Here is a 22238-nt window from a genome sequence, read left to right as displayed (position 1 = left end):
ATGCAACTGTCATCCCGAACCTCATTCTGCCAGTTACGGGAAACGACAGGAAGAAAACTCAGGCCCGAAGCACGCGGGCCTGAGTTGTTGATCGTGTTAAGAGAGTTCGTCGTCATCCTTCGCCATACGGGTCACCATATTTGCAAGCATCTCTTTCTGTTTAGGTCCGCTTGCCTGCCACATCCGCTTTGCTACCCGGTCCTGCGCATTCTTCGGCTCAACCCCGGCTTGCAACATGGCATCTCCCATGTCAACGACCTCATTTTGGACGTGTTCCTGGTTGGCGCCATTTTGGAGTTTCTCGGCCACACGGGACTTTAACTCATGAAATGACTGCGGCACACCCTTTGCCAAAGGAATCCCTCCCTGGGTCAATTTGGAGCGTAAGCAAGTGCTCCGCGTTTATTGTGTACGCTAGTCCGAAAAACTATGAGGGGAATAATTCTGAGGGTCTTCGCCACACTAACAATGCGAGTTGGCTGGTACTGACAGGACTTGGGGCATTCATCAACGGGTCCACGCCTTTGGCGGTCTTGGGAAAGGCAATAACCTCTCGTAAACTCCTTGCGCCCGCCATTAACATGACAAGGCGGTCTAAGCCAAACGCGATACCACCATGGGGTGGAGCCCCATATTGAAAGGCATGAATTAAGAATCCAAATTTCTCTTCTGTTTCCTCAGGGTCTAGTCCCAACGCCGCAAAAATCTTTGCTTGCAGTTCTGGCTGATAAATACGCAGGCTGCCAGACGCCAATTCCGTACCATTGAGCACCACATCATAGGCTTGCGAACGTACGCGTAATGGGTCGGTAGCAATTAAGTCGATGTCTTCAGGATGTGGCATGGTAAAAGGGTGATGTGCAGAAACCAAACGCTGCTCTTCCTCACTCCATTCAAATAAGGGGAATTCGGTGACCCATAAGAATCGCCAGCCATCCTCTATCCGCTTTTCTTGACGAGCAAACTCAAGCCGCATCTGTCCTAAGACCGCTAAACTGGGGAATTTTTCTCCGGCCACAATCATCAAGGTGTCATCGGTCCCCAACCGCGCAGCCGCTGCTAAATGCTGCAATGCCTGTTCGTCAAGCCATTTTCCGGCCGAAGTACGCAGTCCCTCCCCACTTTTCACAATCCAGATCAGACCGCTAGCGCCCTGACCCTTTGCGAATTCAACCCACCCATCGAGTTGCTTTCGCGTGGGTTGATAATGGCGCATGACTGCCCCGCCCGCAAACGGTGCCGCTTGCAGAACAGGCCAAGCAATATGAGCACGGACCGCTGATGTCAAATCCATTAATGGCTCGCCGGCCCGCAAGTCCGGCTTATCCGAGCCATATCCCTCCATGGCTTGTTGCCACGTCATCCGTTCAAACGGTGCAACCTCGACCCCTAAGCTCTCGTAAAAGACTTGGCGAAGCATGGCCTCCATCATGTCGAGAATTTCACTTTGCGACATAAACGACATTTCTACGTCAATTTGCGTGAACTCCGGTTGCCGGTCGGCCCGCAAATCTTCATCGCGAAAGACCTTGGCAATTTGGTAATAGCGATCAAACCCTGCCACCATCAGCAATTGTTTGAAAATCTGCGGACTTTGGGGCAACGCGTAGAATTCCCCCGGAGCCAGACGACTGGGCACCAAGAAGTCGCGGGCCCCTTCTGGAGTCGACCGCGCTAAAGAGGGCGTCTCGACATCGAGAAACCCGTGGGCATGAAAAAAGCTTCTCACAGCCATCAACACTTTATCTCTCAGCATAAAATTCCCAAGCAGGGAAGGCCGCCGCAAATCAATATAACGATATTTTAAACGCAACATCTCATCCACATTCTCGGCTTCGGCCGGCATAAACGGCGGCGTTTTCGCCTCCGATAAAATCGTCACGCGCAGCGGTTCGATTTCAATACGACCAGATGCCAATTCGGGATTTTCCATGCCTATAGGTCGAGCACGCACCATTCCGGTAATCGCCACGACAAATTCTGCACGCACTCGGTCGAGCTCCGCAAAATTTTCAGCGTGGACAGGTTCCGCAACAATTTGAACAAGACCCGTCCGGTCCCTCAAATCAATGAATATCAGACCGCCATGATCCCGCCGCCGATGAACCCATCCCGCTACGGTCACTGTTTGCCCAATAAGTTCCTCGGTTACAGCGGCCGCGTAATGTGTGCGTCCTTCCATCAAAAGGTCCTCCCCAGTCTATGTTTGCGGTTTTCTAGAGGTTTATGATTAGGCCAACGTCGTGGCCTCTCCATTTTTAATCAACCGTGTGACACTAACTAAACCACAGTCGCGGTTCCTAAGGCTCTTCATTAAGGGGTGCTAATTTTTAGGCCTTACCTTTGTCCGCTTGCCCACTAAGACGCGTCCCCGACGGTCTAAGTCCATGTGACGTCTTAGGGGTGCCATGGGCAGACGGTCGCTCTTCGTGGGCTACACGGTTTTTCTTGCGTTCCGCACTATCCACCCAGAGCGTAACAGGCCCCCAATTAATCAAGGAAACTTCCATGGGTGCTCCAAAACGTCCAGTCTCCACGTGGTTTGACTTGGCGCGACATAACTCAACAAAGTACTCATAAAGCGGCTCGGCAACGTCACGTGAAGCGGCCAGAGAAAAATTAGGCCGACGTCCATCGACTGTTTCGGCATATAACGTAAACTGTGAGACCACCAAGATCCCGCCCTGAACGTCCAAGACGCTGCGATTCATTTTGCCTCGTTCGTCAAAGATCCGCAAATTCAGAACCTTATCGGATAGCCACCGGGCGATATCCCGGTTATCATGCGGATGAATCCCTAAAAAGAGAAGCAACCCCGTATCGATCGATGCGATGCTTTGGCCGTCTACCGCGACGGACGCGCGTCTCACGCGCTGTAATAGGGCTCGCATTAGAGTTTCTCGTGGCTGACACGCTCAACCCGCTCAACATAGGGGAGCGCCTCAAGACGCTGGATAATCCGTGTCAGCTGTGTTAGATTTTTCACTTCCAACCTCACATTCACGACCGCAGTCCGGTCTTTAAATCCTCGGGCCTTCGCTGAGATAATGTTCGCGTCGGCCACCACATTGGCCACATCAGCCAGCAATCCAGCCCGGTCCCAGGCAAATACAGCTAATTCAACAGGATGCGGAGCCAATTCTGCCTCCGTCGTATCCCAACTCACTTCAATCAGCCTCTCCGGATCTCGACTCAGCTCCTTATGATTTGGGCAATCGAGTCGATGGACAGAAACACCGCGCCCCCTGGTCAAATATCCAATTATGGGATCGCCAGGCACCGGTTGGCAACACCGCGCAAGACGCGTAAGCAACCGATTTTGGCCGCGGACCAAGATTTGCTCACCGCGCACTGGGACAGTCACTTCGCGTTTCACCGGTGCAACCGGCGCCACGACGGGCTCTAAACTACGACCCAGCTCGTCTTTCAAGCGGGAAACGGCTTGCACCGGATTGATCATCCCGTCGCTAATCCCTATCGCTAGCTCGTCTACTGTACCATAGCCAACCTTTTTAACCAATTCCTGCAGACGGTCATGTTGTAAAGCTAACCCCGCCCGGCGAAGTTCCCGCTCCAACAGTTCTTGGCCCCGGCTTAAGTGTTCTTGGCGTCTTTCCCGACGAATCCATTGCCGTATGCGGTTCTTGGCTTGAGACGTCTGCACAATGTTCAACCAGTCCACACTCGGACCCGGCGACTTGCGATTGACCAAAACCTCGACTATGTCCCCGTTTTCCAGTGCGGTCGTCAGGGGAACAATACGGCCATTGACTTTCGCCCCCACACAGTGATTGCCCACATCGGTATGGATGCGATAGGCAAAATCGATGGGTGTGGAACCCGCGGGCAAATCGAGCACATCCCCTTTGGGGGTAAAGACGAACACTTCTTCACTAAAAAGATCGACTTTTAGCGTGTCCATAAACTCGCGGGCGTCACGCATATCCCGTTGCCACTCCAAGAGCTGACGCAACCACGACAGTTTTTGTTCAAACTCGCGGTCCTCTTTGCCCCCATCTTTATAGCGCCAGTGGGCAGCAATTCCATACTCGGCAGTATGGTGCATCTCAAAGGTGCGAATTTGCACCTCTAAGGGCTCCCCTTCTGGCCCCATGACCGTCGTATGCAAGCTTTGGTAGAGATTGGACTTGGGCATGGCAATATAGTCCTTAAATCGACCCGGTACGGGCTTCCATAAGGAGTGGACCAAACCTAGTACGGCATAACAATCTTTTACCGTTTCGACCATCACCCGCACAGCGACCAAGTCATAGATTTGAGAAAAATCCTTGCCTTGCTTATACATTTTTTGGTATATGCTGTAGAGGTGTTTGGCCCGCCCGGATAATTCCGCCACCATTCCCATCGATTCAAGTCGCCGCGTCAACTCGGCCGTCACCGCTTCAACCGCCGCTTCTCGCTCCAGACGCTTCTTGGCCACCAATTCTTTCATCATTTGAAATTCTTGCGGCTGCAAATGTTGAAAGGCCAAGTCTTCGAGTTCCCATTTAATCCGAAAGATCCCTAAACGGTGCGCTAAGGGAGCATAGATTTCCATCGTTTCGCGCGCAATACGTTGAACGCGGTCCGCCGTCAAGTGTTTGAGGGTACGCATGTTATGAAGACGGTCAGCTAGCTTGATGAGAATCACCCGAATATCTTTGGCCATCGCCAAAAGCATTTTACGAAGGTTCTCTGCTTGTTCTTCTTCCCGCGTACGCACCTCCAGGCGGTCTAACTTGGTGACGCCGTCTACTAATTGAGCGACCTCAGACCCAAAACGGTCTTCGATGTCTTTGAGCGTGTAGCTGGTGTCTTCCACCACATCATGCAATAAGGCCGCGATAATCGTCGGCACATCCATTCGCAAGTCGGCGAGAATAGACGCAACCGCCAGCGGATGTTCCACGTAGGGGGCTCCAGATGCGCGGCTTTGCCCTTCATGGGCGTGGCGGGCAAAATCGATAGCCTCCGCGATTTGTTCCGCTTCCGGAGAGTCGGCCGAAAATCCAAGTTTTTCTGCCATGCTAACTTGCTCCATGACAGCTCCCCCCCATTCTTTCACGGCTGAACCAGCAAGCTCAGCACCGGTACCCCGGCATCCAACTTTTGGCGACCCTTTAGGCCCTTTAGCTCTATTAAAAAGGCAAATGCCACCACATGGGCCTCGAGTCGGCTCGCCAGCCGCGCTGTGGCTGCCACCGTGCCTCCTGTGGCCAATACGTCGTCGACAATAATGACACGTTTACCCGCCAAAGTTCGGTCGTCTTCTACCTCAAGCTGGTTTTCACCATATTCTAGCGAATATGCTTCTTGGAGAACAGGGGCTGGCAACTTTCCCGCCTTGCGCACAGGGACTAACCCCGCATGCAAGCGGTCTGCCAACGGCGCCGCAATTAAAAATCCCCGTGCTTCCGGCGCGAAAATAGCATCCGGCTGAAGCGGTCTCAATTGCGCCTCCAATGCCTCCAAGACTTCATGCCATGCCTCAGGATTGGCCATAACCGGCAGTACATCCCGAAACAACACGCCCGGCAAAGGAAAATCCGGGATTTCTCTTACCCACTGTGTCCATGCCATGTTGACCCTCCTCACCCTTTAAGCTTCTACTCCCAATCTTTCAGGGGCTTCTTCCAGTCCTGTTCTATAGCCCGCCAATGCTGTTGCGCTCGTTGGTATGCTGGGCTGAAGCTTAAGGCCCGGCGCTCGGCGGGCTTGCACCCGCGCTGAAATCCCAACTCATGAAACACGCGTCCTCCGATCAGCAAAGGTGCCTGACCTCGCTCCCAAGCTTTCCATAATCGAGCCAATTTTTCACGTGTCGGATAGAGTCTTCGCGCCTTGCCGATGACCGGCTCTGGAGCCATATCCGGGCTTATCCACATCACGCCCGCCGGTTCCTTAAGGAGCGCCGACGCCGTACGCAAAGCCATATGGTGAACGGGCGCAGTGAGCCAGACAATGTGGTCGGCCCAATGGAACAAGCGAGGCCACCGGTCCCATTGATTCACAACAATGGCGACCATCTCTTGGTTTTGAACCGCGGTTTCATGCCCCACCCATGCGCCATCCGGCCAATAATGATACCACGCTTGAGCCCCTAACTGACTAGCCCATGCCTTTTGTTCGCGCGTGCTATTTACTATATAAAGCACGCGCCCGGAAAGCGGCTTTGTCACGGCTTCAAATCGCACGGCCTGGCGCCATGACTTACGGCCTGCTGCCACCCCAACAAATTCCTCAACCTGCCACTGTGCCGTTTTCTTACCCTGAAATTGGTTAAGCATGAGGCTGCCGATAAATTCCACAGGACCGTCTTCCACTAGGGTCTGTGCCATTTGCGCTTGTCCAAATGCAACGACACGGTAGGGATGGTTCACAAGCATTAAAGATAAATGCGCAGCATCGCTTCCCATCGTACGCCACCCATCAACAACGCCGTGCACCGCGAGTCGCGGCCGTTCAAAATGATGACCGTACGGTTCGAGAGCTAACAATTGCTCCACGGCCCTAGGTGTCAGCTCTGACGCGTCCACGACGGCGTCCACCGCGGTTCCTACAAACTGCTGGCGCACAACGTCTTCCGGCAGCGCTTCGGAAAATATTTGCGATAACCGATAGGGATCTTGCTTGGATAAGCTAAACCCACAGGCACCGCGATGTCCTCCCAGTTTTAAAAAGACATCTCGATTTTTCCACAAATGCTGGAAGAGATCCAACCCCTCGACCGAACGCGCCGATCCTTTGCCGGTCTCCCCATCCCACCCAATTACCGCCACCGGCCGCTTCAAACGATCCTTGAGTCTTGAAGCCACAATGCCGATAACCCCATGATGCCAGTGGTCGCCAGCCACTACGACAAATCCCGGCACCTGTCCCGAGCCATCGAGTGGCACTTGATTTAGGGCTTGGTTCACCAGGTCCTTTTCTATTTCGCGCCGCAGCTGGTTCCGCGCCTTAAGGTCTTGAGCCCAATGACTGGCCTCTTCCCGACTTTCGGCAAGAAGCAGTGCCACGGCCGGACGCGCGTCGCCCATCCGGCCCGAGGCGTTGAGGTGGGGGCCCACAAAAAACGCGAGGTCGTCGGCTACGATTTGCTGGTGGTCTTTAATACGGTCGCCTAACAAGACGTCAACCCCTACACAGACTCCTTTCTGCAAGGCCTGCAATCCTTTCCTGACAATCAGGCGATTGTCCCCCCTCAAGGGCACCACGTCGGCAACGGTGCCAATGGCAGCCACCGCGTAGAACCAGTCCGGGACCTCATCGTCTAACATCGCCCTGACTACTTGAAGCGCTACCCCCGCTCCTGACAAGCGATTGGGCTGGGCCATGCGCTCAGGATTGACTAAAGCCGGCACATCGGGAAGTTGTAGCGGCAAGGCGTGGTGGTCGGTAATAGCAAGGGTTAACCCTTTTTGGCGTGCCAACTGTGCCGCATCAGGCGAACTTGACCCGCAATCGACGGTCACCATCACGTCCACACCTGCTTGCACCGCTAAATCCACTGCGTCAGCATGCAGTCCGTAACCCTCATCAAACCGGTTGGGAATGTAATAGTCTACATGCTCAAACCCTGCCCACTGCAGACCCCGAACCATGACAGCCGTCGCGGTTACGCCGTCAGCATCGTAATCGCCATACACGCGGACGTGTTGCTGGCGTCGGCGAGCCGTCCGAAGTAGCGCCACCAATTCCCCCATGTCGGGTAATTCGTAGGGACGGCTCAACGTCTGGTCATTGCGTTGAAGGTCTAGGACCGCCTGAACCGAGCGAATGCCTCGGCCCCACAAAATTCGAGAGACCACGGGTTCTAACCCGCTTTGTTGTTGAAAGGCTTGATAAGCGTGCATTTCATGAGCCGCTAATGCCTTGAGTACATAATTTGCGTTACGATACCGTTTCGTGCCAACCATTCCAATCCTCACGTTAATCGGGATTTACATGCACCATCACGTCTTGAATCCGCGGCAAACTCATGACCGCACGTTTAACCCGGTGTGAAATTTCGTGCGCTTCCCATACCGTTAAGTGTCGATTCACCACAATTTTTAAATCCACTAGAACTTGAGTACCCGATACGCGCGTTCGAATCTCCGCAATCTTTTCGACGCCATCGACCATCGTACAGTGGGCACGGATGGCATCAACAATTTGTGGATCGGCCGCGCGGTCCATCAAATCGTTTGCAGCTTGCGAAAAGATTTCGATGCCGAGCCAGACGATTAATGCCGCCACCGCCAGCGCACCATAGGCATCACCGTGCGGAACTCCCCACTTGGCCGCTAAAATCGCACCCGTGGTGATTGCAGAAGAAATGACGTCCATCCGGTTATCCAAGGCGGACGCCATCAAGGAGTGACTGCCGGTACGCGTCGCAATGGTTTTTTGGCGCACGTACATGACCCACTTGATTATCATAACGCCTGCAGCCACAATCAAGGTCAACAGGGTGGGATGTTGACTCGCGTGGCTTAACGCGGCAATTGATCCATTGGCCACTTCAAATCCTGCTAAAATCAACAGGAGCGCTACGACTTTCTGCGCAATGGCTTCAGCTTTGGCATGCCCGTAATTATGTCCTTCGTCGGGCGGTATGCGCGCAACACGCAACCCGATGATGACCGCTATGGACGATCCAAGATCAGCACCAGAATGAATACCATCCGCAATTAGGGCGCGAGAATTTCCGATAATCCCCACGGTAATTTTCAATGCCATGAGAATAAAGTTTCCGAGGGCTCCCCACGCTGCACTTCGGGTACTGGTCTGTAGCTCTCCGTCGACATCAATCACGCCGTCTCACCCGTTTTCCGATTACTCCTCCCGCTCTATTATTGTACCATGGACTGTTATGGTCTTAGGCGCGTCAGCATAACGAACCACAATAAGGCCACTACGAACTTGGCGCCACGCACCATCACAATCTTACGCATATCCTGACCAAACCGTTGGAGCCTGACGGCCGCATCAAATCCTACCGTGCCTTGCCACGCCACCAACCCTGGCACGGGTGTGAGCAATAAGGACAACCATAATAACACCCATGACTCTCGTAGGAGCCGGTGCCTACTCCGGGCGACGGGACGTTTAGGCAAAAGACGGTGGAATCCCCATTCTAAGGCTGCTGCTACTCCCCATTGAAGAGCCAGCAAAGAGCCCCCCCAATACGGAAACCCCACCCGCCATACGGTCTCCGCCAATACCAAAATCAATAGCCATGGGCCATCCCATAGCCAGACGCCCAATACCGGCACTAGAAGCCATCCCACGGGATTGCCCCCTTTACATTCCTGATATCTCCTTATCATGCCCCAAATTCTGTCATATCGCGCAAAAATGAGAAAACCCAGCACACGACTGGGTTCTCACTGAATACACACCTTCGTTAAGCGGACGCCGGCCGCGATTTGCCTTTGCCTTTTTCCCGTTTCGTCCACAACAACCAGATAGGACTGGCGATGAAAATCGATGAATACGTTCCAAAAATCACGCCAAACAACATCGTCAAGGCAAAGTCTCGAATGCTACTCCCCGCAAAAATCAACAACGCCAGCAATGCGATAATCACGGTGGTTGATGTGTTAATGGAGCGGACTAGAACCTGATTCAGACTTTTATTCACCAAATCATCCAGCGGGTCATTCTTTTTGCGAACGGCCAAATTCTCCCGAATACGGTCAAAAACAATAATCTTGTCGGTAATCGAATATCCAAAAATCGTCAACACGGCCATAATAAAGTACTCGGTAATCTGAATATGAATCAACGCAATGAGCCCGACGGTAATAATGACATCGTGCAACATGGCTAAAATCCCCGACAATGCAAACCGCCATTCAAACCGAATCGTGATATAGAGAATAATCGCAATGACAGCTAAAACCACGGCGATTAGGGCCCGCTGTTCCGTTTGTTTGCCAATAATCGATGAGACACGACTGGTTGAGATCTCTTTAAATGCCCCCACCCGCCTTGATAACTGCGACAGCAGGGCATCGCGCTCATGCTCCGAAATGGTCGGGGTGGTAATTAACACATTGTCATGTCCTTTGCCGAGAAACACGACGGTACTGCCGTTTAAATGGTCAGCATCCAACACGTGGTCAATCTGGGTTACAGTCACCGGGCGTAGGAATTGAAGATTCATCTGCGTACCGCCCGTGAAATCAATCCCGTAGTTCAAACCCCGAATAAAAAAGGCTCCCAACGCCAAAATCACCAGCAATCCCGAGAGGACAAACCATGTTTTCCAATGTCGGACAAATTCGAAATGGTACCGCATCATGCCAGCCCCCTAGCCCACAAATATGGTGCGCACTTTAGCCCACCCCGCATCGGCTACCCAGCGGATAACGACGCCTGTTACCGAAACCGCCGTGAGAAGGGAAACCGCTGTGCCTATCATGAGCGTCAATGCAAACCCTTTCACTTCCCCGGTCCCCAAGAAGAAGAGGATGAGCGAGGAAACAAAGGTTGTCACATGAGAGTCCAAAATAGCCCGAATGGCATGACGAAACCCTGCTGCAACCGCCGCTCCGGGTTTCTTCCCGTTGATTATTTCTTCTCGAATGCGGGAGAATATAATCACATTCGCGTCGACCGCCATTCCCACTGACAAGATGAGCCCCGCAATCCCCGGCACCGTGATGACGGCGTGTATGCTCCACAATGCCCCCACCACCAGCAGCAAATAGATTAATAACGCCATATCCGCGACAAAACCTGCCAACCGGTACCAAAAAATCATGACCACCCCGATTAAGAGAATCGCTATGATGGCCGCCATTTTGCTTGCTTCAACCGATGCATGGCCTAGCGTCGCACTGACCGTACGCACATCCAGAACTTTTAAATTCACCGGTAACGCGCCTGATTGCAAGAGCAACGCCACTTGTTGGGCTTTCTTTAAAGTGGGAAAGTTTCCGCTCATTTGGGCTTGTCCATTAGGAATCACACTTTGCACCACTGGCGCTTCCACTAACTTGCCATTTAAATAAATGGGGAGTTCCTTCCCTAAATATTTCTTAGTAGCCGCCGCGAACAAAGCTGTGCCTTTGTGGTTAAAAGTCAAATTGACGACGTATTGGCCGTTGGCTTCACCGGCCGTTGCAGACGACAAGTCAGCCCCGGTCACGACCACTTTACCCGCAGGATTCTTTATTTCCAACACGGCGGTCTGACCTAAAAATTGGAGTGCTTGTTCGGGATCTTTGACTCCCGGCAAATCAATCGTAATCCGGTTAGACCCCACTTGTTCGATAACCGGCTCAGAAACTCCTAAAGAGTTTACGCGAAAGTTCATGATCTCCATCGCGCGTGCCATGGTTTGGCTGTTCACCGGCTGACCTGGTGATGGTTCCGCTTGATATGTTGCGGTGACGCCACCTTTAAGATCTAATCCATAGCGGAGATGGCTCGCCACAGGATTCACCTGTAAAAAGTAAAAAAGGGCTGCGATAAGCACCGCAACCAGGGCAAAAAACTTAATCTTGCTCTTTCGACGCATTGCAAAGCCCCCCGGGTTAAAATCGTTTCATTATAGTCCGGGGGTTCAAGCAGTGTCAATTCACGGGGTTCTAAGGTTTGGGAGCCTTTAAGGCTGGCACGCCCCGGCCATAACAAACATCCAGTCTGATCTGCTTTTGCTCTCGGACCGTATAAGACGAATCATTCTGGCTCCAAAACACGTCAAGGCCCGTCCAGCGATCAAACCACTGCACAATCACTGCCGCAACTTCTTCGGGCGTTAAGGGATCCGTGCGGACAATGAGGCGGGCCGCCTGGCGCGCCGAAATCAAGCGATACCATTGTCTCCAATAATGCTGGCGAGTCCATGCCATACGCCGTCTTCGCCGCACTGTCTCCACTGCCGCATCCAGGACCACCACCGGATGGTCTCCTTTGCGGCGATACAAGGTGGGAACTGACGAATGCTCTTGAGCGACCGACTGCGCAATGATGCCATAGCGATCCAGCACACCGGATATCGTAGATTTTCCGGCTGCACAGACTCCCACTAAAATAATGCCATTAGTAGGGAATGCTCGCGGAGAGTGTCCGTATGGCGCTGTCATCACCGCCTCTGACCGCTAACGCCACAATGCTCACATCATCGCCAGGCCGGTCCTTGTCTAAGAGGAGCGTTTGCATCATCAAACCATTCACCCACGATTGGAGATCATGAATATCTAAAGCCGTCATCTCCTCTTGGATTTGGTCCCAAGGAAGGGACTTACCGTACCGTTTACCGGCATTTGTCACGCCGTCCGAGAATGTTAGCAAAATCGTCCCCTCTACGAGAGGTAGCTCCGTAATCGCAGGCCGTGTGCGGCGATAGGTTCCAATGACCTCAGCGCCTCCTTCAAGCCGGAACACCACATTGTCCTGCCGTACTAACACTGGCACAGGGGTGTTGCGGGCAATTACCATGGTTTTCGTATGGAGATCGCAAGACAAGACGGCCAGGGTGGCCGTTACACGCCCTTCACGGGCTGTATATAACATATCCTGCACAGCCCTTGCGACAGCGCCATCCCGGGAGCCGTCGGCAATCAAGCTCACGGCCTTCATCGCGACCAACCGACTGATCCGTTTCGCCGCCACGCCTGATCCTTGTCCGTCCGCTAAGATAACGGAGACGCCGCCTAAAGGCCGCTCAACCAGTTCAATCGTGTCTCCGCTCTCCCCAAAGCCTCCTTTGGGGACCTTAGACCATGCTACATCAATTCGCATATCTGTCATCCTAACTCACTAATGTCCGGCTTTCCCCTTGCCGCCTGGTGATATGCAACGCATCTAGCAATTCTAAAAAGAGTACCGCAAATCGGCGATTCGCTTCCAATACATCGCGCAATTCGCTCGTCGTAAGAGCCCCGCGTTCTTGTAAGGCCTTGATGACAATATCCCGGCTTGCGATATACACCGGCGTGGAGATATAGATGCCTTCTTCCAGTCGCACTAAGCGTTTTTGACTCAACAAATAATCAATGATATCGAAAAAACGCTCCGTGTGAATACTCGTCATACCGATGAGCTGCTCAACCGTCAAAGGCTTGCGCGCTGACGCGTCAATCGCTTGGTAGACCGACTCAATTTCTTGGGCCCACGCACCTTCCACAACCGGAACAAAATCAGCCAGGCGAACCCATTCGCCCTCCACAACGACATTCTCGGCATAGTGGACCACAAAGAGGACACTACGCAATGACCACTTGGGCCACAAACTGTCGCGAAGACGTTCCCGGCCAATGCCGCGTCTCAGAGGATGATCCTGGTGATATTCTCCAAGAAAGTGTTGAACCGTGCTGATAAGATCGGGCAAATACGGCTTCCAAAACACTTGGCGGTCCGGACCATAAACGATTTCGGGGTCGTCTTGACATAGCGTCTCAATCTCTGTTACCCGGTATCCCGCCCTCTCAGCCAATTTTTCAATGCTGCAAGGAGCATCACACGCGCGTAACTGCTCCAACACGACCGCCTTGGTATTCCCACTGGCAACAAGCGCTAGATGACCAAGCAGACCCAAAAGCCCAAATCAATTGAGATACCGCGTGCACGCTCTTCAGGCAACCGGTCCGTGTTGACCCCCGTCAGCCGTTGCGTCAGCGTTGTTTTTCCATGATCGATGTGCCCAGCCGTACCGATGATCAGAGGCCTTTGATAAATATCAGCCAACGTCATCCCTACCCTTCCCGAAAATGCTTGGTATACCCCTTGTCGGTCAAATACTGACGCACCTCTAATAGTGCCGTATAGGTCGGAGTGATATAGGTCACGTGTTCTGCCGTCGTCCGCCGCAATAAATCGTCCATGGCTTCAGAGGGGTTCTCAATCACCGTAATGTGTTCAGGATTGACACCGGCATATTGCAAACGCAGTGCCATATCTTGCGCGCGAATCCCACTCGTCCAAAAGGTATTGTGCCTTTGCGTTGCGACCCATGACTCAAAATCAACATCCCAAAGCCATGATACGTCTTGACCGTCTGCGTAACGGTCATTGATAACCAAGAGAATATGCTTATCCGGGCGCGGATCCTGGCGGATGGTCTCCAGGACTTGGTTGAATCCAACCGGATTTTTAACAAGCGCCAACCACAGCACACGATCTCCAATGCGCACTTCTTCCATGCGCCCAAACGCGGGGCGCATGGCCTCCAATCCCTCTCGAATTTCGTGCGGCGTCACCTCATAAAGTAAGGCCACACTCAGAGCAGCCAACACATTATAGGCATTGTATAAGCCTGGCAACCGATTAGGAACTGCAAACTGCTCCCCGCGAAAGTCAATACGCATCAGAGGCATGCCGGGCTCCCAATCCACCAAGAGAAGGTCAGGAACTGGCCGCTTAAACTGGCAGTAGCGACACTCGTAAACTCCGATGTGCGCGTAGTATAAACGCTGGTACTGCAAAAGGGTCCCGCATCGCGGGCAGAAGCGCGCATCGGCCACATCGTAGGTTCCGGCGTGCTGCCCTTGACCTATAAGATCTGCGCCAAAATAAAGAACGTGGGGATGTTCTTGGCCTAAATACGCAACTTGCGGGTCGTCGGCATTTAGTACCAGCCACCCATCGTCCGCCAAGGATTCTATACCCCGCCGAACGAAATTGACCGTGGTTGACAGCTCCCCGTAACGATCGAGCTGATCTCGGAAAAAGTTCGTCACGGCAATGACCCTGGGGCACGCTTCTTGCGCTGCTTTGGGCATCGTCGCTTCGTCGGTCTCCAGCAGCGCCAAATCTGCTGTGGGCAACAATCGAAATCGACTCGCCTGAACCAATGTTGCCGTGAGTCCTAAAATTAAATTAGCGCCAGCCCGGTTGTGGATGACCCGCAAGCCGCGCGCACGCAAGAGATGACTGGCCAGGGCCGCCGTCGTCGTCTTGCCGTTAGTGCCTGTCAAGAGTATGACGCCTTGCCGTAGATGCGCACTTAGGCGCATAAACACTTTCGGATCAATGCGCCGCGCCACCAGTCCCGGCAATGAGCTGCCTCCACGCCCTGTTAACCGGCTCACCCACCCCGTAATACGTCCAAGCCAAACCGCGAGCGCGAACCTCATCGAGATGCTGACGGGGCCCGAGTGGTCCCGCTCTCTCCGTACTGCTGACGATAATACTCCCGGTATGCGCCCGTCTTGAGTGGACGCCACCAATCCTCATGCTGTTGATACCATGCGACCGTACTTGCAATACCGTCTTCCCAAGCGATACGAGGCTCCCACCCCAATTCTTTCGTGATTTTCTGGGCATCCATGGCATAGCGACGGTCATGTCCTAAACGGTCAGGCACTGGCACGATGACGGAAGCAGGAAGTCCCAGAATAGCACGCAAGTCTTCTGCGATCTCCCAGTTGGACTTTTCTGTATGTCCTCCAATGTTATAAATTTGGCCGCTCTTGCCTGAGTTCAACACCGCCCAAATTGCCCGCACATGGTCCTCAACATGCAGCCAATCACGCACGTTACGGCCATCGCCGTAGAGCGGCCATGGCTGACCCTCGATACCATTGGTGACAAAGAGGGGAATGAGCTTTTCTGGAAATTGATAAGGCCCGTAGTTGTTGGAGCAGCGGGTAATCACCACGTCTTGTTGATACGTGCGCGCCGCAGCTAACACCATTAAGTCGGCCGCCGCCTTACTCGCCGCATAGGGACTGTTCGGCTGAAGCGGTGAGGTCTCCCGAAACAGGCCATTAGGTCCAAGGCTGCCATAGACTTCGTCGGTTGACACGTGTAAAAACCGGGGCACATGATAAGTGCGGGCTAATTCCAGAAGAATTTGTGTGCCTAGGACATTCGTCGCGACAAACGGAACCCCTGACTGAATGCTGCGGTCAACATGCGATTCCGCAGCAAAATTGATGACTGCATCGATTGGTTTGTCTGCAAAGCACGGCTCCATTTGCGCCCGGTCTGCAATGGACGCGTGAATCCATTGATAGCGCGAATTGTCAGCATAATTCGCAACGTTGGCCGGGTTCCCTGCATAGGTCAACGCATCCACATTGATAATGTCGACATCCGGCTCATTGTCCAACAGCCAACGCACCATCTGTGAACCAATAAACCCCAAGCCGCCCGTTACCATAATCCTCACTTTTTGTCTCTCCCTTACCGATTCTGCGTGCGCCAATCAAAGTCAATCGTCGGATCATTCCACGGTAACCGTTTTTCATCAGGGTCCTGGGGCCTATAGGATTCGGTTGTAAAGTACACAATCATCGCCGGCGTATTGCCTAACACACGATATCCATGAACCACACCTACAGGAATGACAATAAGAATCGGATTCATTTCACTGGGATAAAGAACCTGGGTAATTTTGTACGTTGGCGACTCAGGCCGTTGGTCATAAAGCACCACTTGGGCTGAGCCCACGGGAAAAAACCACAGATCGTCTTGCCGTTCATGATAATGAAAGGCTTTAATGACGCCAGGATAACTCATCGACAAGGATGCCTGCCCAAATCTGCGTAAAAGATCATCATCATCACGCAAAATCTCTTGAAAAAACCCACGGTCATCGGGATGGCGAATGAGTTTTTTTACCTTGACCCCATCAATTTCCCCAAAATTGCTCACGTGAAAAACCTCCTAAACGTTCCGCTATTTTATAAATCGACCCGACTTTGGTCCCCCAACACCAACCGTACCGCACGCGGGCGCTGGGAGCGTCCTTGAACCACCGCCGCACGACCAATCAGAGACTGATCGATGCGCTCCGGCACATGACTAATATGGCTCTCGGGCAAAATCACCGTGTTTTCTAATTCCGTCTCTTCAATTGTGACGCCATCACCAATCGCGGTGTATGGCCCTATGTAACTATCACGGATAATCACATTGTCCCCAATCACCACGGGTCCACGAATCGTGCTATGCTGAATTTGTGACTTGCGACCTAATTGCACGCGCCCGACAATTTCACTAGACGCATCAATGTGCCCAAGAATATGTGTGGGAATATCTTCTAACATTAAGCGATTTGCCTCGATGACATCTTGTGGGCGTCCAGTATCCTTCCACCATCCCTGTACAAATGTCGCATCTACCACTTTGTGCTGATCAATCAATGTTTGAATCGCATCAGTGATTTCATATTCACCGCGTTTTGATGGCTTTAGCATCTCGACGATTTCATGAATGTCCGGACTAAAACAGTAGGCCCCGACTAACGCCCAATGAGACGGTGGCTCAGCCGGTTTTTCCACCAGCTGGACGACACGTCCTTGATCCACAACCGCCACCCCAAACTGCCGGGGATCTTCAACCTCCGTCAGCAAAATGGAAGCCGCATATTGTCCCGTCTTGAAACGGTCCACAAGATCTTTTAGACCACTGCGCAGTAAATTATCTCCTAAAAACATTAAGAATGGATCTTGACCCAAGTAACTCCTCGCCGTTTTCACGGCATGAGCCAACCCCAATGGCGCAGCTTGAGGAATATAGGTAAAATGGCATCCGAAAGCCTCTCCCGTACCGAGTTTAGCGCGAATTTCTTCGCCGGTCTCTCCTGTAATCACACCAATATCCTCAATACCCGCTTGAACCATAGCATCGACGGCATAGAATAAAATGGGCCGATTGGCCACAGGAATCAGTTGCTTGGCCCCGGTATAGGTTAATGGACGTAGTCGACTTCCCGTTCCTCCTGCGAGGAGCAACCCTTTGAGCTTCATCAATCGACTCCCTTTAAATGTCTTTGACAAAAATATTGTAGCCGTCTCTGTAGAATTTGACCATTTATTGACGCATTAAAATAAATGGCGGCAAGTGCCCCAGGGAAAACCAGAAAAACCGCACCGACAAGAACGACCTGACAGGCAGTTTATAATAACAGCGTGACATAGAGGACGTTACGCCAATGCAGCACATCTTGACAAAAACCAAGAACAGACGGTACAATGTCGTTCGGGCGTCGGGGAGTAGCGCAGCTTGGTAGCGCGCCTGCTTCGGGAGCAGGAGGTCGCAGGTTCAAATCCTGTCTCTCCGACCATTTATAATGTCTTGTGCAATCTCATGTTATGATGTTCTTCAGTTACCCAATAAAAGAGTCCTCTCCTGTAGCGGACCTCGCATGTCAAATCCCACTCTTTACTCGTTATTTAATCTTGCTATAGTTTCCTCGGCATTAAGCACCTCAGCAAAACCTGTCATTGCAGCAAGCGTCACACGTTGAACATCCTCCGCTCGTACGGTTTCCCCACGCAATTCTAAATCCCTAGTCCCTGTGGCATCTCCAACAAATATTACCTGAAAACCACGCTCACGCGCTTGACGCGTAGTCGCATCACAGCAATGGTGGGTTTGATATCCTGTGATGACCACGGTGTCAACTCCAGCATAGCGAAGATAGGCGTCTAAGGGCGTTTGCGTGAATGCACCGGGAAAGTGCTTTGTTACAAGGCGTTCGTTTGGCATGACCTTTATATCAGGATGCATTAGCACCCCAGGGGAACCCAAACGAAATACAGGAGAGCCAGGGTCAAGGGCTTCATGAACAACATGGACAACTACGCCTTGGTTCTCTCGCCAAACCGATAACAAGCGCTGAATCTGGACTAACGACTCCGCTCCGCCTTTAACCACCCATTGTCCGTGTGGTGCAAAGTATTCTTGTTGCGCATCAATGATAATCAGTGCCGCTTGCATAACATCTCCCCTAACCTTATTAGTACAGCTTTTCTCTAAAAGCGTATCATAAGCCAGCAAGCCCATGTTAAGGCGGCATTACCCACGTCAAAACATCGGCAGATTTTTCGATATGCTGCATCTAATAGAGTGAGGGATATTTGTCTAAGGCGTCCAATGCACATAGCGAGGCCGACGAGACGGCAGTCCGCGCAAGACTCTGGCAAGCACTTCTTCTGTTTTCGGATAACGACGTTCTAACCACAAAAAAGCCTGACCTACATGACGCGCATCTTGTGTAAGCCCCCATCTTAACACCAAAACATCTTTCACGTCTGTAATTCCTAATTCGCGCGCCGCTTTGCCAGGAGGATAACGAAAAAGTTCATTGCCTCCGATAGAAAGAGGGGGCAACTGGCCGTCAATAATGCAGCGTTCAACAGATAGCGGACCGGAAATGATGGAACCCGAAAAGTCTGTCGCCTCAAAATTGCATTCCCTAAAATGGATTAATGATAGATCAGCCCTCAAAACAGGTGGCGAAACGTTATGCACAAGCAGTCCATAGCGCATATGGAACTTCGACTGAGCAATCGTCTCGTTTAGACGCTTGACATATACGCCTAGCTCGGTACCTCGTTCCATAGTAATATGGCTAATGTCAATGACGCTATTAATATGACGGCCGTGAACCTCTAACTGCTCAGAATCGAGTCGGATAGGGTATTCTTCAAATCCATCCACTTCAATCTCTAATGTAACTGCCATAGGACACCTCGGTTGAAGGATGAGGCTGACGGCATGATTTTATACCGGTTATTTTTGGCTAAATCGTCCTTATAATCTCCTTACAAGTTGCGGGCTTGTTCTTCGATCGTGATACACTAAATAAAAACAGGAGTTCGCGATGTCTTTAGAAACGTTACGGATCACAACCGTGTTTACGTTAGTGATATCCCTGGCTGGCGCCTATGCGGTGGCATTTTGGACTGTGCGAACCCATCACACCGCCCTCTTACGCCATTACGAGCAACGTCTCGACCAACTCTTGCGCGAAGGCGAATATGCGTCGTCGCAACTAAAGGCTCAACAGCACAAAATCTATGCAACTCTTTACAAGAAGTTCTATCGTGCGTACCGCACCAGCCTAGCCGTCGTCCGTAATGCAGTCCCTTTTGCTTCCTTAACCCATCAAGGATATATTGAAGAAACGTTACGGACCGTAGGGGCCTCAAAAAAGGAAATTGCCAAAATCTTAGACCGTGAACACTCCCTCTCTGGCGAACAAGCCATTATCCATGAATTAAATGCGCTGTATATTGACTGTCTGCATCGTCAATGCAAACGCCACTATCAACACGCAGTCGACTTTTTTCTTGCCAATGAACTCTTTTTACCCGATTCTGTCGTGCAGGCCATCGAAAATCTCGAAGCCCTATTGAATCCTATTGTTCTGAAAATGCCTGGGCAACCCACCCTTCAAGAATCTCAATTAACCAGCCAAATGCGACTGATTCGTCATTTGTTAAGCGAAACACCGCATCCGCCTACATCGTCCGAAACTCTATCTCAACCATAAACTTTTCTTTATGTTTTTTTAAACTTATCCATATTTCACAAATAATAAGTCCTCATGTATGCTTAAAGCATAAATTGCTTATGCTTCAAAAGTATTAAATTGTCGGAAATTAAGATGTTATGCGTAATTTAAAGGAGGAGACTCATGAGCGCAACTGAATCAAACAAAGACCGCTGGGCTTCGGGTGTTACACCCTACAAAAAAATGGGCTACTGGAGGCCTGACTATGAACCCCTCGACACCGACGTCATCTGCGTATTTCGTGTCGTTCCCCAAGAAGGCGTAGACCCTGAAGAAGCTGCAGCCGCTGTTGTCAGGCCAAAGCCTTCCGCGTCGTACCAGTCCCAGGTACAGATCAATACTTTGCCTATATCGCCTACTCTATTGATTTGTTTGAAGAGGGCTCCATTGCCAACTTGTCGTCCTCTATTATCGGTAACGTCTTTGGATTTAAGGCTCTCAAGAGCTTACGCCTCGAAGACATGCGCATTCCCTTGCACTACATCAAAACCTTTCAAGGTCCTGCCCACGGGATCGTTGTCGAACGCGAATACCTTGACAAATATGGTCGCCCTCTCTTAGGTGCTACCATGAAACCCAAATTGGGACTATCGGCGCGCAACTATGGCCGTGTCGTCTACGAAGGCCTTCGTGGAGGACTAGACTTCACCAAAGACGACGAAAACATTGGATCTCAGCCCTTCATGCGCTGGCGTGACCGCTACCTCTACGTGATGGAAGGTGTCAACCACGCTGCAGCCGATACCGGAGAAGTCAAGGGCCATTATCTTAACGTAACCGCCGCGACGATGGAGGATATGTATGAGCGGGCCGAATTCGCCAAAGAATTAGGAAGCGTCATCATCATGGTCGACTTGACCGTTGGTTACACGGCTATCCAGTCCATGGCCAAGTGGGCACGAAAAAATGGAATGCTTCTTCACTTGCACCGTGCGGGACACAGCACCTACACGCGTCAAAAAACCCATGGCGTATCGTTCCGCGTCATTTCCAAATGGATGCGTCTCACAGGCGTAGACCACATCCACGCCGGAACCGTGGTCGGCAAGCTTGAAGGAGATCCCGACATGATTCATGGCTACTACAAAACTTTGCGTGATGCCAAAGTAGCGGTGAATTTACAAGAAGGTCTGTTCTTCGAACAAGACTGGGGCTCCATGCCCGGCGTAATGCCCGTCGCTTCCGGTGGTATTCATGCGGGCCAAATGCACTTATTATTACACCATTTTGGTGACGATGTCATCTTGCAGTTTGGTGGCGGAACAATTGGACACCCGATGGGAATTGCAGCTGGGGCCACGGCCAACCGTGTCGCACTCGAAGCTATGGTTCAGGCCCGTAATGACGGCAAAGACATTCTCAACGAAGGTCCCGAGATTTTGCAAAAAGCGGCCAAGATGTCCCCTGCTCTTCAGGCGGCCCTAGACGTTTGGAAAGACGTGACGTTCAACTACCAGTCCACAGACACCCCGGACGCTATTCCGACCCCGAGTGTCTAATCACGCTGCAACCAGCAAAGGAGGATTTTGAATGGCATTCTATTTGACGCAAGGAACCTTTTCGTTCCTGCCGCCGTTTTCAGATGACGAGATTAAAAATCAAATTAACTGGGCCCTTGACCACAACTGGCCGATGAGTCTCGAATTTACTGATGACCCGCACCCGCGCAACACGTACTGGAGCATGTGGGGTCTCCCCATGTTCGATTTGAAAGACCCGGCGGCCATTTTGTATGAAGTCAACGAATGCCGCAAGGCCTATCCGAATCACTATATTCGCCTCAATGCCTATGACCAACGGCGTGGGAAGCAGACGATTGCCATGTCCTTCATTGTCAACCGGCCCGCTAATGACCCCGGTTTTGGACTCATCCGTCAAGAAGCACAAGACCGGCGTATGCGGTACACGTTACACAGTTACGCCACTGACAAGCCCTCAGGCGAACGGTTCACCGACTAATAAACGCTTAGAAAAAAGAGCGGCGGGAGGCCGCTCTTTT

The 22238-nt window shown here is 51.9% G+C and carries 21 protein-coding genes, 1 tRNA gene and 2 pseudogenes; 4 read left to right on the top strand and 20 right to left on the bottom strand.

Going from position 1 to position 22238, the window contains the following annotated elements; translation table 11 throughout:
• Positions 1 to 96: 96 nt before the first annotated feature.
• From ORD20_RS13465 to ORD20_RS13380, 18 genes and pseudogenes are all read right to left on the bottom strand, one after another.
• A complete protein-coding gene (locus ORD20_RS13465; RefSeq protein ID WP_103375228.1) occupies positions 97 to 354 on the bottom strand; it encodes a DUF3243 family protein in 258 nt (85 codons plus the stop codon).
• Positions 355 to 427: 73 nt separating this feature from the next.
• The gene (gene aspS, locus ORD20_RS13460; protein WP_430626262.1) at positions 428 to 2182 is read right to left on the bottom strand and encodes an aspartate--tRNA ligase; all 1755 of its coding nucleotides are present in this window, start codon (positions 2180 to 2182) and stop codon (positions 428 to 430) included.
• A 148-nt stretch (positions 2183 to 2330) separates the two neighbouring features.
• The gene (gene dtd, locus ORD20_RS13455; RefSeq protein ID WP_103375225.1) at positions 2331 to 2891 is read right to left on the bottom strand and encodes a D-aminoacyl-tRNA deacylase; all 561 of its coding nucleotides are present in this window, start codon (positions 2889 to 2891) and stop codon (positions 2331 to 2333) included.
• The gene (locus ORD20_RS13450; RefSeq protein WP_103375224.1) at positions 2891 to 5041 is read right to left on the bottom strand and encodes a RelA/SpoT family protein; all 2151 of its coding nucleotides are present in this window, start codon (positions 5039 to 5041) and stop codon (positions 2891 to 2893) included. Before ORD20_RS13450 ends, dtd begins: the two co-directional genes overlap by 1 nt.
• A gap of 20 nt (positions 5042 to 5061) precedes the next feature.
• Positions 5062 to 5580 carry an adenine phosphoribosyltransferase gene (locus ORD20_RS13445; protein WP_103375223.1) on the bottom strand — a complete coding sequence of 173 codons (519 nt, stop codon included), beginning with the start codon at positions 5578 to 5580 and terminating at the stop codon, positions 5062 to 5064.
• Between the two features lie 26 nt (positions 5581 to 5606).
• Positions 5607 to 7916, bottom strand: a complete 2310-nt coding sequence (recJ, locus tag ORD20_RS13440) for a single-stranded-DNA-specific exonuclease RecJ (protein ID WP_103375222.1) — start codon at positions 7914 to 7916, stop codon at positions 5607 to 5609.
• 13 nt (positions 7917 to 7929) lie between these two features.
• Positions 7930 to 8796 carry a cation diffusion facilitator family transporter gene (locus ORD20_RS13435; protein WP_103375221.1) on the bottom strand — a complete coding sequence of 289 codons (867 nt, stop codon included), beginning with the start codon at positions 8794 to 8796 and terminating at the stop codon, positions 7930 to 7932.
• Positions 8797 to 8852: 56 nt separating this feature from the next.
• Positions 8853 to 9272: a hypothetical protein gene (locus ORD20_RS13430; RefSeq protein ID WP_103375220.1), complete on the bottom strand. Its 420-nt coding sequence runs from the start codon at positions 9270 to 9272 to the stop codon at positions 8853 to 8855.
• Between the two features lie 116 nt (positions 9273 to 9388).
• The gene (gene secF / locus ORD20_RS13425; RefSeq protein ID WP_242968445.1) at positions 9389 to 10288 is read right to left on the bottom strand and encodes a protein translocase subunit SecF; all 900 of its coding nucleotides are present in this window, start codon (positions 10286 to 10288) and stop codon (positions 9389 to 9391) included.
• Between the two features lie 9 nt (positions 10289 to 10297).
• On the bottom strand, positions 10298 to 11509 hold the full coding sequence (gene secD, locus ORD20_RS13420; RefSeq protein ID WP_103375218.1) for a protein translocase subunit SecD: 1212 nt from the start codon (positions 11507 to 11509) through the stop codon (positions 10298 to 10300).
• 70 nt (positions 11510 to 11579) lie between these two features.
• Entirely contained in the window at positions 11580 to 12077 is a 498-nt protein-coding gene (locus ORD20_RS13415; RefSeq protein WP_207654648.1) for a hypothetical protein, read from the bottom strand.
• Positions 12034 to 12735, bottom strand: a complete 702-nt coding sequence (locus ORD20_RS13410) for a PP2C family protein-serine/threonine phosphatase (protein ID WP_103375217.1) — start codon at positions 12733 to 12735, stop codon at positions 12034 to 12036. Before ORD20_RS13410 ends, ORD20_RS13415 begins: the two co-directional genes overlap by 44 nt.
• Positions 12736 to 12745: 10 nt before the next feature.
• Positions 12746 to 13474 carry a SelB C-terminal domain-containing protein gene (locus ORD20_RS13405; protein WP_430626261.1) on the bottom strand — a complete coding sequence of 243 codons (729 nt, stop codon included), beginning with the start codon at positions 13472 to 13474 and terminating at the stop codon, positions 12746 to 12748.
• Between the two features lie 56 nt (positions 13475 to 13530).
• Positions 13531 to 13686: pseudogene (locus ORD20_RS13400) on the bottom strand (GTP-binding protein); the annotation flags it as partial.
• A 2-nt stretch (positions 13687 to 13688) separates the two neighbouring features.
• Positions 13689 to 14990, bottom strand: a complete 1302-nt coding sequence (locus tag ORD20_RS13395) for a MurT ligase domain-containing protein (RefSeq protein ID WP_242968443.1) — start codon at positions 14988 to 14990, stop codon at positions 13689 to 13691.
• Between the two features lie 74 nt (positions 14991 to 15064).
• Positions 15065 to 16096, bottom strand: a complete 1032-nt coding sequence (rfbB, locus tag ORD20_RS13390; RefSeq protein ID WP_369825246.1) for a dTDP-glucose 4,6-dehydratase — start codon at positions 16094 to 16096, stop codon at positions 15065 to 15067.
• A gap of 23 nt (positions 16097 to 16119) precedes the next feature.
• Positions 16120 to 16590, bottom strand: coding sequence for a dTDP-4-dehydrorhamnose 3,5-epimerase family protein (locus tag ORD20_RS13385; protein WP_103375213.1), 471 nt, complete (start codon positions 16588 to 16590; stop codon positions 16120 to 16122).
• Between the two features lie 29 nt (positions 16591 to 16619).
• On the bottom strand, positions 16620 to 17687 hold the full coding sequence (locus tag ORD20_RS13380; RefSeq protein WP_103375212.1) for a glucose-1-phosphate thymidylyltransferase: 1068 nt from the start codon (positions 17685 to 17687) through the stop codon (positions 16620 to 16622).
• 240 nt (positions 17688 to 17927) lie between these two features.
• Here ORD20_RS13380 and ORD20_RS13375 point away from each other — a divergent pair.
• Positions 17928 to 18004: transfer RNA gene (locus ORD20_RS13375), tRNA-Pro, on the top strand.
• 98 nt (positions 18005 to 18102) lie between these two features.
• On the opposite strand, the gene ORD20_RS13370 is transcribed toward ORD20_RS13375, so the two are convergent.
• Positions 18103 to 18660 (bottom strand): cysteine hydrolase family protein, encoded by a 558-nt coding sequence (locus ORD20_RS13370; protein ID WP_158246233.1) that lies wholly within the window; start codon positions 18658 to 18660, stop codon positions 18103 to 18105.
• A 144-nt stretch (positions 18661 to 18804) separates the two neighbouring features.
• A complete protein-coding gene (locus ORD20_RS13365; RefSeq protein ID WP_242968442.1) occupies positions 18805 to 19407 on the bottom strand; it encodes a hypothetical protein in 603 nt (200 codons plus the stop codon).
• Between the two features lie 139 nt (positions 19408 to 19546).
• On the opposite strand from ORD20_RS13365, the gene ORD20_RS13360 reads away from it, so the two are divergent.
• The 3 genes and pseudogenes from ORD20_RS13360 (at position 19547) to ORD20_RS13350 (ending at position 22198) form a co-directional block, all read left to right on the top strand.
• Positions 19547 to 20218 (top strand): hypothetical protein, encoded by a 672-nt coding sequence (locus ORD20_RS13360; protein ID WP_103375210.1) that lies wholly within the window; start codon positions 19547 to 19549, stop codon positions 20216 to 20218.
• Between the two features lie 144 nt (positions 20219 to 20362).
• Positions 20363 to 21738, top strand: a pseudogene (locus tag ORD20_RS13355) (ribulose-bisphosphate carboxylase large subunit).
• A 31-nt stretch (positions 21739 to 21769) separates the two neighbouring features.
• The gene (locus tag ORD20_RS13350; protein WP_103375208.1) at positions 21770 to 22198 is read left to right on the top strand and encodes a ribulose bisphosphate carboxylase small subunit; all 429 of its coding nucleotides are present in this window, start codon (positions 21770 to 21772) and stop codon (positions 22196 to 22198) included.
• The last annotated feature ends 40 nt before the right edge of the window (positions 22199 to 22238 follow it).

It is taken from the genome of Sulfobacillus thermotolerans, from assembly GCF_039623705.1.
In the GTDB taxonomy this organism is placed as follows: domain Bacteria; phylum Bacillota; class Sulfobacillia; order Sulfobacillales; family Sulfobacillaceae; genus Sulfobacillus; species Sulfobacillus thermotolerans.
Note: the sequence above shows the minus strand (reverse complement) of the source record. Positions and strands in the feature narration are given on the sequence as shown.

What these genes read in the sequence shown, in the direction of transcription:
- aspS (WP_430626262.1), bottom strand. Translation starts at nt 2,182, where the DNA reads ATGGAAGGACGCACACATTACGCGGCCGCTGTAACCGAGGAACTTATT.
- dtd (WP_103375225.1), bottom strand. Translation starts at nt 2,891, where the DNA reads ATGCGAGCCCTATTACAGCGCGTGAGACGCGCGTCCGTCGCGGTAGAC.
- ORD20_RS13450 (WP_103375224.1), bottom strand. Translation starts at nt 5,041, where the DNA reads ATGGAGCAAGTTAGCATGGCAGAAAAACTTGGATTTTCGGCCGACTCT.
- ORD20_RS13445 (WP_103375223.1), bottom strand. Translation starts at nt 5,580, where the DNA reads ATGGCATGGACACAGTGGGTAAGAGAAATCCCGGATTTTCCTTTGCCG.
- recJ (WP_103375222.1), bottom strand. Translation starts at nt 7,916, where the DNA reads ATGGTTGGCACGAAACGGTATCGTAACGCAAATTATGTACTCAAGGCA.
- secF (WP_242968445.1), bottom strand. Translation starts at nt 10,288, where the DNA reads ATGATGCGGTACCATTTCGAATTTGTCCGACATTGGAAAACATGGTTT.
- secD (WP_103375218.1), bottom strand. Translation starts at nt 11,509, where the DNA reads ATGCGTCGAAAGAGCAAGATTAAGTTTTTTGCCCTGGTTGCGGTGCTT.
- ORD20_RS13415 (WP_207654648.1), bottom strand. Translation starts at nt 12,077, where the DNA reads ATGACAGCGCCATACGGACACTCTCCGCGAGCATTCCCTACTAATGGC.
- ORD20_RS13410 (WP_103375217.1), bottom strand. Translation starts at nt 12,735, where the DNA reads ATGCGAATTGATGTAGCATGGTCTAAGGTCCCCAAAGGAGGCTTTGGG.
- rfbB (WP_369825246.1), bottom strand. Translation starts at nt 16,096, where the DNA reads ATGGTAACGGGCGGCTTGGGGTTTATTGGTTCACAGATGGTGCGTTGG.
- ORD20_RS13380 (WP_103375212.1), bottom strand. Translation starts at nt 17,687, where the DNA reads ATGAAGCTCAAAGGGTTGCTCCTCGCAGGAGGAACGGGAAGTCGACTA.
- ORD20_RS13370 (WP_158246233.1), bottom strand. Translation starts at nt 18,660, where the DNA reads ATGCAAGCGGCACTGATTATCATTGATGCGCAACAAGAATACTTTGCA.
- ORD20_RS13365 (WP_242968442.1), bottom strand. Translation starts at nt 19,407, where the DNA reads ATGGCAGTTACATTAGAGATTGAAGTGGATGGATTTGAAGAATACCCT.
- ORD20_RS13360 (WP_103375210.1), top strand. Translation starts at nt 19,547, where the DNA reads ATGTCTTTAGAAACGTTACGGATCACAACCGTGTTTACGTTAGTGATA.
- ORD20_RS13350 (WP_103375208.1), top strand. Translation starts at nt 21,770, where the DNA reads ATGGCATTCTATTTGACGCAAGGAACCTTTTCGTTCCTGCCGCCGTTT.